Here is a 13,040-nt window from a genome sequence, read left to right on the forward strand (position 1 = left end):
GCCAGCTTCTGGCGGCAGGCGGCCGTTAAGCCCGTCGCTGGCATGAGCACGAGCGCACCCGCGGCTGGCGGATCACCGCGCGGGAAGCCTGAAGCGCCGAATTTTCTTGGCGTCCGGTCAGTCGAGCGCCGAGTTCTTCGTCTCGGGCGCCCACAGCACCGAAACGACCAGCCCGATCACCAGCACCACGGTCAGGATCAGCATGGTGGGCGAGAAGCCGATCCCGTCCAGGCTCAGCGGCAGCAGGAAGGTGCCGATCGCCGAGCCGATCCGGCTGAGGCCGTTGAGCAGGCCGACGCCCGAGCTGCGCAGGTCGGTCGGGAACAGCTCCGGCGGGTAGACCTGGTCCAGGTTCACCGCCGCCGACATGGTGAAGGTGAAGACCAGGAACAGCGGGAACAGCAGCGCGGTCGGCGCGTCCGGCCAGATCGCCATCGGCGCCATGGACACGATCAGCACCACGAACGACCAGATGGTCAGCCCGCGCCGGCTCGACTTGGCGACCAGCCACAGGCCGCCGAGGCTGCCCGCGAGCAGGAACAGGTTCAGCAGGCCGTCGCTGGTCGTGTCCTCCTCGCCGACGCCCATCTTGAGCAGCACCAGCGGCAGGAAGGTGTAGATGGCGAAATACGGCACCACCTGGGCGTTGTAGAAGATCGCGCCGAAAGCCGTGTTGCGCCGGTACTTCGGGCCGAACAGCTCCCGATAGGACACTCGCCGCGCCGCGCGGTACGTGCGGACCAGCGACTCGAACGCGCCGTCGTCGCCGCCCAGCCGGCGCACCACGGCTCGCGCCTGCTCGACCCGTCCCTGCGTGAGCAGCCACCGGGGCGATTCCGGCACACCGATCCGCAGCAGCACCACCGCGATCGCGGGCAGGCTGCTCGACGCCAGCAGCCAGCGCCACGAGTCGCCGCCGAGGGAGACCACGTAGTTGCCGAGGAAAAACGCCGCCACGTAACCCACGGTCCACAGCACGGTCAACGAGGCCAGCAGCCCGCCGCGGTACTTGCGCGGCACGAACTCCGCCACCAGCGTCGGCCCCAGCGCGTAATCCGCGCCGATGCCGATACCGATGAGCAGTCTCAGCACGAACAGCTGCACCGGGTCGTGCACGAAGAACTCGGCGGCGGACGCGACGGCGATCAGCAGGAAGTCCACTGTGTACAGCCGCTGCCGTCCGACCTTGTCGGCCGCCCAGCCCACCACGATGCTGCCCAGGAAGATCCCGATCAGCGCGGACGCGCCGAGCAGCCCCTCCCACACCGTGCCGAAGCCGAGCTGGGCGGCGATCACCGGCAGGGCGATGCTGATGATGCCCAGCTCGTAGCCGTCGGAGTAGTTGGCGCAGAAGGTCAGCGCGGTGATGCGGACGTGGAAGCGATTGAGCGGGACGTCGTCGAACACTGGGGAGTCTGACGCTGCGGCCTCTCCTTCCTCTTTATTCGGGGAGGAAGAGGTCTTGCTCTGCGGCATAGTCTTCGAAGCCTTCCAGTCGTTGCCGGGCCAGGGCGCCGGCCGCGTCGGCCATCGCCTCGACCAGCGCCACGGTCAGCGAGACGACCGCGGCGTGGGAGTCGAACACGAACTCGGACGCGACGGCCGCGCTGAGCACGTCGTCGGCGTACGGGGTGAGCGCCGAGACGGGCCGGTCCGTGATCAAGAGGGTGCGCAGGCCCAGGGAACGGGCCTGCTCGAGGGCGGCGGCGCTCTCCCGCGGGTAGCGGGGGAGCGCGACCACGACCAGGGTCCGCGCGCCACACCGGTCGGCGTGGCGCAGGGAGTCGCCGAAGACGCTGCCGGAGTCGGTGAGCAACCGCACGTCCGGGTGGATTTTGGTGGCCAGGTAAGCGAAAGACGCGGCCTGCGCGGCCGAGACCCGGTAGCCGGCCACGACCAGCGGACGGGATTCCATCAGCCCCGCGGCGATGGTGCGCAGCCGCGTGTCGTCGGCCAGCTGCGCCCGCAGCGCGGTGAGGTTGCGCAGGTCGGCGTCGATGGCGTCCTGGAACTTGGTGCCGCCGGCCTCGGGCTGGGGCAGGGCCGCGGCGTCGCGCAGGTAGCGGCGGAAGCCGGCATACCCGTCGAACCCGAGCAGCGCGACGAACCGGGTCACCGACGGCTGGCTGACCTGCGCGTACTCGGCGAGCTCGGCGCTGGTGAGCGCCGCGGCGTCGGCCGCGTGGTCGGCCAGGTAGCTGGCGATGCGCCGCTGCGCCGGGGTCAGCCGGTGAGCGGTGAGCAGTTCGTGCAGCGACCGGGACACCCGGGCCTCCGTCCTTGCCATCGTGGCGAATGAATAGTTTCATGTCACAATAGGAATGAATGAAAACTTGTCAAGAGGGATGGCGATGACCGACACCAGCCGGATCGAGATCAGCGGGGCCGGGCTCCGGTGCGCCGACGTGGTCCGTGTGGCGCGGCGCAGCGCGTGGACGGAGCTGGCCCCGGACGCACTGGCCCGGGCGGGGCAGGGGTACGAGCTGGCCGTCGAGCTCGGCGCCAAGCGCGCGGTGTACGGCCGCACGACCGGCGTCGGCGCGAACCGGCACACCGTGGTCGACCCGGAGTCCGCCGACCACCACGGCCTGCGCCTGCTGCGCAGCCACGCGAGCGGCACCGGCGAGCCGCTGCCCGACGACGCGGTGCGCGCGGTGATGGCGATCCGCCTCAACCAGCTCGCCGCCGGCGGCAGCGGGGTGCACCCGCGGCTGCTGGAGGCGCTGGCGACGGCGTTGCGGGTCGGCGCGCTGCCGCTCGTGCACTCACGCGGCGCCATCGGCACCGGCGACCTGACCGCGCTCGCGGAGATCGCGCTGACGCTGGCGGGCGAACTGCCGTGGGCGGCGGGAAACCTCGACCCGCTGGCGATCAGCCCGGGCGACGCGCTCGCGTTCATCTCCAGCAATGCCGCCACTCTGGCCGAAGCCGTGCTCGCGTGGCACGACCTGACCCGTCTGCTGGCGGCGAGCCACGTGGTGACCGCGCTGACGTTCTGCGCGCTCGGCGGTTCGGCGGAGGCCTACTCGGAACGCGTGCACGCCGCCCGCCCGCATCCCGGCGCGGTGCGGTGCGCCGCCGAACTGCGCCGCCTGCTGACCGCCGCCGGCGACCTGCCCGACGGGCGGCGGCTGCAGGATCCGTTCGGGCTGCGGGCTTTCCCGCAGGTTCAGGGACCGGCGCTGGACGCCGCGGCCGCCGTCGAGCGGGTGCTGGGCATCGACCTCAACGCGGCCGCGGAAAACCCGCTGATCGACATCGAAACCGAGCAGGCGTATCACCACGGCCAGTTCTCCACGGCCTATGTCGCGCTCGCGTTCGACCACCTCCGCGCGGCGCTGCACCACGTCGCGGAGCTGTCCACCGCGCGCCTCGGCGACCTGGTCGAGCCGGACCTCAGCGGCCTGCCGCCGTTCCTGAGCGAGGGGCCGGCGGGCAGCTCGGGGATCATGATCCTCGAGTACGTCGCCCACGACGCGCTGGGCACGCTGCGCCACGCGGCCTCGCCGGTCACGCTCGGCACCGCCGTGATCTCCCGCGGCCTCGAGGACCACGCCAGCTTCTCGACGCACGCCGTGCGCAGCACCGTCGCCGCCACCGCCGCGTACCGGACGGTGCTCGCCTGCGAACTGCTCGCCGCGGTCCGGGCGCTGCGGATGGCGGGGACGGAACTGCCGGACACGCCGTTGCGCGAGGCCTTCCGGCTGGCCGTGGGCAGCCTGCCGTACATCGGGGAGGACCACCCTCTGAGCGCCGAAATCGGTCAGGCGGAACGGTTACTGGACCGGCTCGCGGTGCTGTGAGCCCGCCGGTCCAGCCCGGCTACGCCGGGTGGAGCGCCGGTGCTGCGGGTAGCGGATGACGCTTTCCCTGCACTGAGTGCGGTGAAAGCGTCATCCGCTGCACCGAGCCGGCCCGTTAGCCGGGCAGGTCGGCCGTGGTCAGCTCGGCCTTGGCCATGGTGTTGTCGAAGTAGGCGGGGAAGACCAGCCCGTGGCCGGCGGCGACCTCGTCGGCGGCCTCGATCCGCACCGACCAGCCCTGCTCGCGCAGCCAGGTGGCGGGGTCGCGGCGCGGGGCGGTGTTGAGCAGGCCGTCCATCTCGACGCCGACGCGCTCGTCGGCCTTCAGCTGCCGCATCATCCGGTTCATCGCCTCGAGGTCGCCGCCGGGGACCTGTTCGATGCCGATCCGGCTGCCCGGCGCGGACCGCGTGTTGATCACGTCGAACAGGTCTTCTTCGGCCTGCGGGGGCAGGTACGGCAGCAGGCCCTCGGCGAGCCAGACGGTCGGGCGTGACCGGTCGAAGCCGGCTTCTTCCAACGCGGCGGGCCAGTTGTCGCGCAGGTCCGCGGCGACCGGGTGACGGCGGCACTGCGGGCGGGCGCCCAGGTCGTCGAGCACCTGCTGCTTGAACTCCAGCACGCGCGGCTGGTCCACCTCGTAGACGTCCCGTCCGGTCAGGTCCAGGCGGTAGGCACGCGCATCCAGCCCGGCCGCGACGATGACGACCTGCGGCGCGTCGCGGCCGGCGATGAGGTCGTCGAAAAAGCGCGAGCGCAGGCCCATGTACGTGGCCATCGCGGCCCACATCTCGTCGTCGCCGGCGTCGTCCGGTCCGGTGGGCATCGGCCGCGGCGGGTTCGCCGCGCGCACGAACGCGGCCGCGAACGGGTCGTCGACCAGCCCGCCCTCGGAGCCGGTCGCGATCGCCCGCGCCGAAGCGACGGCCAGCGCGGTCAGCCCCACACCGCTGGTGATGCCCCATTGCTCGTGCGTTTCGGTCATCGGTGCCCCTCTCTCCGCCCGGATTTCGGCACCCAGCATGGCACTGTGCAATCGATCGGGTGCGCACGGTGAGCGAAATGCCCGACTTGATCTTTGTGGCCCATGTCACCATTCAGGGGAATCCGTAAGAACTCGGCAAGCGGTTCCGGCGCTTCGCGTGGCGTACAAAGGGACGCAGAGGTGATGCCCGTGTCCGTCGTACGGCGTGAACGGCAGTGGCGATGGGCGGTGGTGGCCGTGGTGGCGGTGCTGCTGGTCGCCGCGCCGCTGGTCGCCGGGGCCGTGGGGCCGTCCGGGCCCTCGGTGGACGCCGGGCGGCTGCGGGACCTGGTGCAACGGTCGGATTCGGTGATGTACGAAGGCGATGCGCAGAGCACCGGCTCGCTCGCGTTGCCGCAGCTGCCGAACCTCGCCGACGTTTCGGCGCTGTTCGCCGGGACCACGACGATGCGCGCCTGGTACGCGGGGCCGGACCGGTACCGCGTCGCCACGCTGACCACCGCGGGCGAGCGCGACGTCTACCGGCTGCCGCAGGGCGAGTACACCTGGGATTACGGCGCGAACATGCTGACCGAGCTGGCCGGTCAGCCCGCCGTCCGGCTGCCGCGCGCGAGTGATCTCCTGCCGCCCGAGCTGGCGCGCTGGATCCTGCGCTCGGCGCCGGGCGAGGCTGTCAGCACACTGCCCGCGCGCCGCGTCGCCGGGATCGACGCGTCCGGGCTGCGGCTGGTGCCCGCCGACCCGGACACCACGATCGGGCGAGTGGATCTCTGGGCCGACCCGGTGAGCGGCCTGCCCGTGCGCGTCGAGGTGACCGCGCGCGGTCAAGAGAATCCCGTGCTGGTCACGAGTTTCGACGACGTCGAGCAGCGACCGCAGGTGGTCGACACTCCGCACGCGGCGCCCGGCAGCGGCTTCACCGTGACCAACGCGCCGGACATCTCCAAGGCGCTCGGCTCGCTCGGACGGGTGCGGCTGCCCGGCACTCTCGCGGGAAAGCCGGTGCGCCAAGCGGAATTCGGCGGCGTCGAGGGCGCGGCGCTGTACGGCTCGGGGCTCTCGACCTTCGCTGTCGTCGGTGTGCCCCGCAACGTCGCGGACGCGGCGGCCGATGCCGCGTCGAAAGCGGGCGGTACCAAATCAGGAGACACGGTGCTGCTGTCGATCACGCCGCTTTCGCTGGCCATCGTCCGCCCGCCCGGCACGCGCCGGTCGTACCTGCTGGCGGGCCCGGTGTCGACGCCGGTGCTGACGTCCGCCGGCGACGATCTGGCCCGGCTGCGCCGGAGCGGCCGATGATCGTCACGCGCGCGTTGACCAAGCGCTACGGACGCACGCTGGCGGTCGACGCCGTCGACCTGGAGGTGCGCGAAGGCGACCGCTACGGCTTCCTCGGCCCGAACGGCTCCGGCAAGACCACGCTGGTCCGGATGCTGCTCGGACTCGTTTACGCCACCAGCGGCGAGATCGAGCTGCTCGGCCGCCCCGTGCCGAAGCGGGTCTCGGAGGTGCTGCCGGAGGTCGGCGCGCTCGTCGAGGGACCCGGCGCGTACGCGCATCTCTCCGGACGGCGCAACCTCGCTCTGCTGGACGCTTCGGGGCGCGGCGGGGGACGGCGGACGCGCCGCCGCCGGATCGAGGAGGCGCTGGAACGCGTCGGGCTGGCCGGGGTCGACCGGCGGCCGGTGAAGGCGTACTCGCTCGGCATGCGCCAGCGGCTCGGGCTGGCGGGCGCGCTGCTCAACCGGCCCCGGCTGCTGGTGCTCGACGAGCCCACCAACGGCCTCGACCCGCAGGGCATCCGGGAGATCCGCGAGCTGCTGGTCGAGCTGAACCACAACGGCACCACGGTGTTCCTGTCCAGCCACCTGCTGGCCGAGATCGAGCAGCTGTGCACCCGCGTCGGCGTGGTCGACCGCGGCCGGCTGGTGCTGGAGGACGATCTCGCGGCGTTGCGGGCGGAAACCGGGCGGGTGCTGCTCGGCACGCCGGACGCGGCGGCGGCCGTCGCGGTGCTGGACGGGCGCGTCGAGCACCGTGACGGCGACAAGTTGCTGGTGCGCCACGGAAATCCCGCGGAGCTGAACGCGCTGCTCGTCGCCGAGGGTGTGCCCGTCACCTCGCTGCAGGCCGAGCGGCGGACGTTGGAACAAGTGGTGCTGGACGTGACCGGTGACGGCTCCGACCGGTTCGGGGACCGCCGATGATCGGCGTCGAACTGCGCAAGCTGGTGCTGCGGCCGCGAGTCTGGGTGAGCGTGCTGCTGCTCTGCCTGCTGCCCGCGATCGTCGGCGTTTTCCTGGCCACGGCGGACTTCGCGCCGCCGCCGGGGCAGGGCGGCGCGTTCCTGTCCGCGGTGGTCAGCGACGGCTCGCTGTTCCCGGCGGCCGCGCTCGCCTTGGTGCTGCCGCTGTTCCTGCCGATCGCCGTCGCCGTGGTGGCGGGCGATTCGGTGGCGGGCGAGGCGGCCGGCGGGACGCTGCGGTACCTGCTGGTCCGGCCGTCGGGGCGGACGCGGCTGCTCGCGGCGAAACTGGTGGCGCTCGCGGTGTACGTGACCGGCGCGATCGTCATCGTGGTGCTGACTTCGCTAGTGGTCGGGGTGATCCTGTTCGGCACCGGCGGGCAGGCGGTGGGCCCGGGAGGGCAGACGGCCGCCGCGGTCTCGCTTTCGGGCTCGTCGCTCACTTCTTCGGGGCTCGGGCTGCGGCTGCTCGGCGCGGTCGCGTACGTGGTGCTGTCGATGCTCGGCTTCGCCGCGATCACGATGTTCCTGTCCACCCTGACGGATTCGGCGCTGGGCGCCGCGCTCGGCGGGCTGGCCGTGCTGATCACCAGCTCGGTGCTGGAGACGCTCGACGCGGCCGCGCCGGTGAAGCCGTACCTGCCGACGCACTACTGGCTCTCGTGGATCGACTTCTTCCGGGATCCCGTGCTGTGGCGCAACATCGACCACGGGCTGCTGCTGCAAGCGGGTTACATCGTGGTCTTCTTCGGTGCGGCGTGGGCGAATTTCGCGACCAAGGACGTCACGAGCTGAGGCATCGGTCCGGTGCTTTGAGCGGTGCCGTGCCGAGCACCTGCAGGACCAGCGCGGTGACGGCCGGGTCGGTGGGCAGGTCGCCGTGCGCGGCGGTGTCGGCGGGGCAGATCCCTTGCAGGGCAACGTTCACCGCGCCGTCGAGCCGGGCCGACTCGGGCGGGGTGACGGTCTCGTCGCGCTCCGTCCACACCGAAAGCCACGGCAGGCCGGACGGGAGCGGCGGCAGCCGGCTGAGCAGGGGACTGCCGGGGATCAGCTGCTGACACGCGGTCGGGCACGCGCCGGGGACCAGCCCGCCGCCCGCCGCGGCGAGGCCGGTGCCGTGCATCGGCGCGCCGAGCGTGACGACGCGGCGGGCCTGGTGCTCGCCGCCGTCCCGCGCCACCCAGAGCCGCGCCACCACCCCGCCGGCCGAATAGCCGATCACGTCGACGGACGGGGCGCCGTTCACGTACGCGCGCTCCACCGCGTCGGCGAGGACGCCGACCTGCTGCTCGAGGTCACCGGTCCCGTCGCCGACCAGGGTGAGCACCTGCGCGTCGCGGCCGGTCGCCCGGTGGATCCGGTCGGCGAGCTGCAGCAGCCCGCCGCGCCCGCCGCCGTAACCGGGCACCATCAGCACCGGGCCGGGCCGGTCCTGGGCGGGACTGCCGGACTCGGGCGCGGCGCTGGATCCGGCCGTGGTCAGCACCGCGGCGACCACCCCGGCAACGGCCACCAGCGCCACGCCGCCGAGCAGCAGACGGCGGCGGGGGCTCAGGGCGCGCCAGGGGTTCCGCATACCTCCATGGTGCCTGTGCTGCTGAGGTGATGCGCCCCAATGTGGCGTTGGGTGCGTTGGGCGCAACGAATGTGGCGTTCGGTGCGTTGAGCGCACCCAATGTGGCATTGGGGCGCTGCGCCGGGTCAGGCGCCGGCGGCCTCGCGCTGGATCTGCTCGAACTGCGCGCCCATCGCGGCGGACAGGGCCTGGGCGGCGGACAGCGGGCGGACCATCACCGTCAGCTCGTCGACCAGGCCGTTCTCGTCGAGGTGGAGGAAGTCGGCGCCCTCGACCCGGGTGTCGCCGATCCGGGCTTCGAAGACCAGCGCGTGGGCGCGGCCGTCTTCGCCGCTCAGCTCGCGCACGTAACGGAAGTCCTCGAACACCCGCAGCACCCCGCGCAGGATCGCGGCCGTGATCGCCTTGCCCGGGTACGGCCGGAACGCCACCGGGCTGGTGAACACGACGTTCTCCGCCAGCGCCGCGGCGATCGCGTCCGGATCGCGTGCCTCGACGGCTTCGCGGAAGCTCTTCATGCCCTACCTCGATCTTCTCGGCTCGGATGGCTGTCCCGGACAGCTTAGGTGCCGGCCGAGTCCTCTGTGGCCGCTGCCGAGCTTGTCACGGTGGCGCCGGGGTTGGCCGGAATGTCCTTGTCCACGGCGATTTCCGGCCGCTGGCGGGGATCTTGGCGCCGGTAGGCTGGCGACGTCAGCAAGATCGGCGAACAGGAGTGCGCATGAAGATCGGGATCGGCCTGCCGAACCAGGTGCGGGACATGGACCCCCGGGTCCTGCCCGGATGGGCGCGGCGGGCTGAGGAGGCGGGGTTCTCGACGTTGGGCACGGTGGGGCGCACGGCGTACCCCGGCGTGATGGACACTGTCGCGCTGGCCGCGGCCGCGGGCGCGACCGAGCGGATCGGGCTGCTCAGCAACGTGATGCTCGCGCCGGTGTGGCCGCCGGTGCTGCTGGCGAAGGAACTCGCCGGCATCGACGGCGTCTCCGGGCACCGCCTGACGCTCGGCCTCGGCATCGGCGCCCGCGAGGACGACTTCGTCGTGGACGGGCTGGGCCCGAAGGGCCTCGGCAAGCGGATCGACGCCGACCTCGAGACCTACCGGAGCGTCTGGGACGCGGAGCCCATCGGCGGCGGGGTCAACCCCGCGGTCCCGCCGGGCACGCGCCGGGTGCCGCTCCTGTTCGGCGGCGGGGCACCGGCTTCGTTCGCCCGGATGGCGCGGTGGGGCGAGGGGTACGTCGGCGGTTCCATGCCGCCGGAGATGGTGGCCGGTTCGTTCGACCAGGCCCGCGCGGCGTGGAAGGAAGCGGGCCGCGAGGGATCGCCCCGGCTGGTGGCGATCGCCTACTTCGCGCTCGCGGACCCAGAGCAGGGCCGCAGCAAGGTGCACGACTACTACAGCAACTTCGGCGATTTCGCCGACATGATCGCCAGCGGCATCCGAAGCACGGCCGACGACCTCCGCAAGGCGGTTTCGGACTTCGCGGACCTCGGCGCGGACGAACTGATCTTCAACCCGGCCACCGACAACCCGGCCGATATCGAAGCCCTCGCCGAAATCGTGCTGTAGCTCGTCGCGGCTTTGCGCCCGGCCCTGCTCTGGTTCAGGGGGCCGGGCGCAGGGCGTCTTGCAGGGCGGCCAAACCGACCGGCCCGACCGCGAGCGCGTCGTGGTGCCAGTCGCGGAGCGTGAAGCCCGGGCGGGACGACGCTTCCTCACGGGCCTGGAGCCACGCGCGTTCGCCGAGTTTGTACGCGATGGCCTGGCCCGGCCAGCCCAGGTAACGCACCACCTCGGCGTGGACCTGGTGCGGGGCGGCCAGTCCGCGTTCGCGCAGGATGTGGCAGGCGGTGTCGAAGTCCCAGCGGGAGCCGTCCGGTAGGGGCAGGTCCAGGTGGGCGCCGATGTCGATGACCACGCGGGCGGCGCGCATGGCCGAGCCCGACAGCATGCCCAGGCGGGTGCCGGGTTCGGCGTACCAGCCGAGTTCGTCCGCCAGGCGCTCCGCGTACAGCGCCCAGCCCTCGGCGTGACCGCTGACCGAGTAGACCCGCGCGAAGCGGCTGACCCGGTCGGCGGCCAGCTTCGCGGTGCCGACCTGCAGATGGTGGCCCGGCACGCCCTCGTGGAACACCGTGGTCAGCTCACGCCAGACGGTGAACCGCTCCCGCCCGCCCAACGGCCACCACGTGCGGCCCGGACGGCCGCCGTCCTCACTGGGGCCGGTGTAATACGGGGCGCCGGACGCCGAGCCCCGCGCGATCGTCACGTCCAGCGTCCGCAGGGGTTCCGGGATGTCGAAGTGCTCCGCCGCTGCTCCCAGGGCGTGCTCGTGGGCCGCGCGGAGCCAGTCCACATAGGACTCTTCGCCTGTGACGCTGTACGCGGCGTCCAGGATTTCCTGCGCCTGCGCGACACTCGCGCCCGGGCGCACCCGCGCGGCCTCCGTCGCCAGCTCGCTCTCGATCCGTGCCAGCTCGGCCCAGCCCCACTCGTAGGCCTCGGCCAGGTCGACGTCCGCGCCCAGGCTCAGCCGCGCGCCCGCCGCGTAACGCTCAGCGCCGACGCCGTCCACCTCGCTCGCGCGGGGCGCGTACTCGTCACGCAAGTAGGTGGCCAGACCGGCGTACCCGCGGTAGGCGGCGTCGGCTGCGGCGCGCAACTCGGTGGTCAAGGGGCCGTCGCCGTAACCGTCCAGGAGGGTCTCGTGCACTCCGGCGTAACGGTCGGCCTGCGCGGCTGCCTCCAGCGCCTGGCGCCGCGCGGCGGGCAGGCCCCGGTCGAGGCCCTCGCCCAGCGCCGAACGCCAGCCGGCCAGCATGGGCTCCACCCCGGCCAGCCGCAGGGCGATGACGTGCCAGTCTTCGTCGCCGGTGCGCGGCAGCATGTCGACGGAATCGCGCACCGAGGTCAGGATCCCGAAATGCGCCTTGACCGTGCGCAGCGGCTCGCCCAGATCGTGCCACGCGAGCTGCGCCTCGAGCCGTTCCCGCAGATGCGCGCCCGCGATCCGGTCCTGCTCCGACTCCGGTGTGAGCGCACCCAGCGCGGCGAGCGTGCGGCGGGCCAGCTCGGCCCTCGCTTCGACGCCTTCGGGGCCGTAATCGGTGAGCGCGGCCGGATCGGCAGCGATCCCGCGCATCGTCGCCATCACCGGGTCCAGTGCGGCTTCGGCGGTCACATGGTCGTCGGAGAGCTGGAAGATCGGCGTCACCGGGCCACGCTATACCCGGGTCTGGTGGGTCCGGCAAACGATTGGCGCTAGCTGGGTTCACGGCGACCGGACCGCGCTGACCGGTCGACGCTTGCCCGGGGCTGGGCTGCCCGGGCCATGCCTGCTGGACGACGTTGCCCGGTCAGCGCTTCCCGGGCCCGCCCCGATCCGGTCGGCGCGGATCGAGTCCACATCGGACAGCGCGGGCGGTCAGTGGGCGGTCAGTGGCCGGATCGGTCGCTGACGAGGCCGTCGGCCGGTTTGAGGCCGAGGACTTCCAGGAGCAGGGCGCAGTCCTCGGCGTCGGTGGATCTTGACGCGACTGTGCGGGCGCAGCGGTGACGTTGCTCCGGCGTGAGGCCGAACGGGTCCGGCAGCGGCACCGGCTCGGACGGCGGCCACTTCGACGCGTGCCGGGCCGGCTTCACCGTTCGCTCCGGGGCGTGTCCGGCGGGCGGGCGTCCAGGATGTCGGTGGCGCGCACCAGATCGGCGGGGGAGTCCGCGGCGGCTTCGTACGGCCGGACGGGCACCCAAGTGGTCCCCGTGTGCTCATCCCGAAGACTGCGGCCCGCGACCGTCCCGCCACGCTCCTGCCAACCCGGCGCCGGGACCTTCGCGGCACTGCCACGGGCGCTGGAGCCATAGCTGCCAGAGGCGGCACGGTAGCTGCGATGGATGCGGCAGCGATAACGGACCTGCCAGCCCGGCGGGTAACCGCCACCATGCCGGGTGGGCCAGGCCCGCTCCCCGGGAGCAACGGTGTCCGGCCGCCCCGCGGCCACCGCACTCGGCCGCCCCGAATCCGCTGCCTCAGTCATGGTCGGCTCTTCGGCTCGTCCGGCGACCTGGCCAGCGGGGAAGGGGCTGGGAAGGATCGGAAGGATCGCGTGGGCTGTTATCCGCCAAGAGCACCTGCTCGCTCCGCTCTGCTCGGGACGCGTTTCGGGTCGCCGAGGTCCGGGGCGGTGTTCCAGAGTAGGCGCCGTGACGGCCGCATGGCTCGGCCAGCCGGGTGGTTCACGAATGGATCAACGGTAAAGGTAGGAACTCTACTCACGGTAGGGCGGCAAAAACCCGGCCCGAACCTGTCCCGTATTGTCCGGAAAACCCCATCGCGCCCCAAGAATGACCAGGATCCAGCCTCGCGAAGGTAGTTACGGACGACCCAGGTGTGACTATATTCATCTGATGTCTATCCGCTGACCTGT

General features: G+C 72.3%; 12 protein-coding genes. 5 read left to right on the forward strand and 7 right to left on the reverse strand.

What is annotated here, in order from left to right:
• Window positions 1-117: 117 nt before the first annotated feature.
• Together OG371_RS33915 and OG371_RS33920 are read right to left on the reverse strand one after the other, a co-directional pair.
• Window positions 118-1,407 (reverse strand): MFS transporter, encoded by a 1,290-nt coding sequence (locus OG371_RS33915; RefSeq protein ID WP_329059735.1) that lies wholly within the window; start codon window positions 1,405-1,407, stop codon window positions 118-120.
• Between the two features lie 34 nt (window positions 1,408-1,441).
• Window positions 1,442-2,287 carry a MurR/RpiR family transcriptional regulator gene (locus tag OG371_RS33920; RefSeq protein ID WP_329059736.1) on the reverse strand — a complete coding sequence of 282 codons (846 nt, stop codon included), beginning with the start codon at window positions 2,285-2,287 and terminating at the stop codon, window positions 1,442-1,444.
• 64 nt (window positions 2,288-2,351) lie between these two features.
• On the opposite strand from OG371_RS33920, the gene OG371_RS33925 reads away from it, so the two are divergent.
• Complete coding sequence (locus tag OG371_RS33925) at window positions 2,352-3,803, forward strand: aromatic amino acid ammonia-lyase (protein ID WP_329059737.1); 1,452 nt, start codon at window positions 2,352-2,354, stop codon at window positions 3,801-3,803.
• A 115-nt stretch (window positions 3,804-3,918) separates the two neighbouring features.
• Here the strand turns inward: OG371_RS33925 and OG371_RS33930 are convergent, their stop codons facing one another.
• Window positions 3,919-4,788 carry an SAM-dependent methyltransferase gene (locus OG371_RS33930; RefSeq protein WP_329059738.1) on the reverse strand — a complete coding sequence of 290 codons (870 nt, stop codon included), beginning with the start codon at window positions 4,786-4,788 and terminating at the stop codon, window positions 3,919-3,921.
• Window positions 4,789-4,971: 183 nt separating this feature from the next.
• Here OG371_RS33930 and OG371_RS33935 point away from each other — a divergent pair, with 183 nt between their 5' ends.
• Genes OG371_RS33935 through OG371_RS33945 form a run of 3 tightly spaced genes read left to right on the forward strand, consistent with a single transcriptional unit; the run spans window position 4,972 to window position 7,828 of the window.
• On the forward strand, window positions 4,972-6,087 hold the full coding sequence (locus OG371_RS33935) for a hypothetical protein (RefSeq protein ID WP_329059739.1): 1,116 nt from the start codon (window positions 4,972-4,974) through the stop codon (window positions 6,085-6,087).
• Entirely contained in the window at window positions 6,084-6,995 is a 912-nt protein-coding gene (locus OG371_RS33940) for an ABC transporter ATP-binding protein (protein ID WP_329059740.1), read from the forward strand. Before OG371_RS33935 ends, OG371_RS33940 begins: the two co-directional genes overlap by 4 nt.
• Window positions 6,992-7,828, forward strand: a complete 837-nt coding sequence (locus OG371_RS33945) for an ABC transporter permease (protein WP_329059741.1) — start codon at window positions 6,992-6,994, stop codon at window positions 7,826-7,828. Before OG371_RS33940 ends, OG371_RS33945 begins: the two co-directional genes overlap by 4 nt.
• Here the strand turns inward: OG371_RS33945 and OG371_RS33950 are convergent.
• Entirely contained in the window at window positions 7,818-8,612 is a 795-nt protein-coding gene (locus OG371_RS33950; RefSeq protein ID WP_329059742.1) for an esterase/lipase family protein, read from the reverse strand. The two genes, OG371_RS33945 and OG371_RS33950, sit on opposite strands and share 11 nt — an antisense overlap.
• Window positions 8,613-8,737: 125 nt before the next feature.
• Window positions 8,738-9,130, reverse strand: coding sequence for a nuclear transport factor 2 family protein (locus tag OG371_RS33955; RefSeq protein ID WP_329059743.1), 393 nt, complete (start codon window positions 9,128-9,130; stop codon window positions 8,738-8,740).
• Window positions 9,131-9,333: 203 nt separating this feature from the next.
• On the opposite strand from OG371_RS33955, the gene OG371_RS33960 reads away from it, so the two are divergent.
• Window positions 9,334-10,185 carry an LLM class flavin-dependent oxidoreductase gene (locus OG371_RS33960; RefSeq protein WP_329059744.1) on the forward strand — a complete coding sequence of 284 codons (852 nt, stop codon included), beginning with the start codon at window positions 9,334-9,336 and terminating at the stop codon, window positions 10,183-10,185.
• Window positions 10,186-10,219: 34 nt separating this feature from the next.
• Here the strand turns inward: OG371_RS33960 and OG371_RS33965 are convergent, their stop codons facing one another.
• Both OG371_RS33965 and OG371_RS33970 read right to left on the reverse strand, forming a co-directional pair.
• Complete coding sequence (locus OG371_RS33965; protein WP_329059745.1) at window positions 10,220-11,830, reverse strand: DUF885 domain-containing protein; 1,611 nt, start codon at window positions 11,828-11,830, stop codon at window positions 10,220-10,222.
• 221 nt (window positions 11,831-12,051) lie between these two features.
• The gene (locus OG371_RS33970; RefSeq protein WP_329073467.1) at window positions 12,052-12,258 is read right to left on the reverse strand and encodes a hypothetical protein; all 207 of its coding nucleotides are present in this window, start codon (window positions 12,256-12,258) and stop codon (window positions 12,052-12,054) included.
• Window positions 12,259-13,040: the final 782 nt, after the last annotated feature.

The organism is Amycolatopsis sp. NBC_01480, assembly GCF_036227205.1.
GTDB lineage: Bacteria > Actinomycetota > Actinomycetes > Mycobacteriales > Pseudonocardiaceae > Amycolatopsis.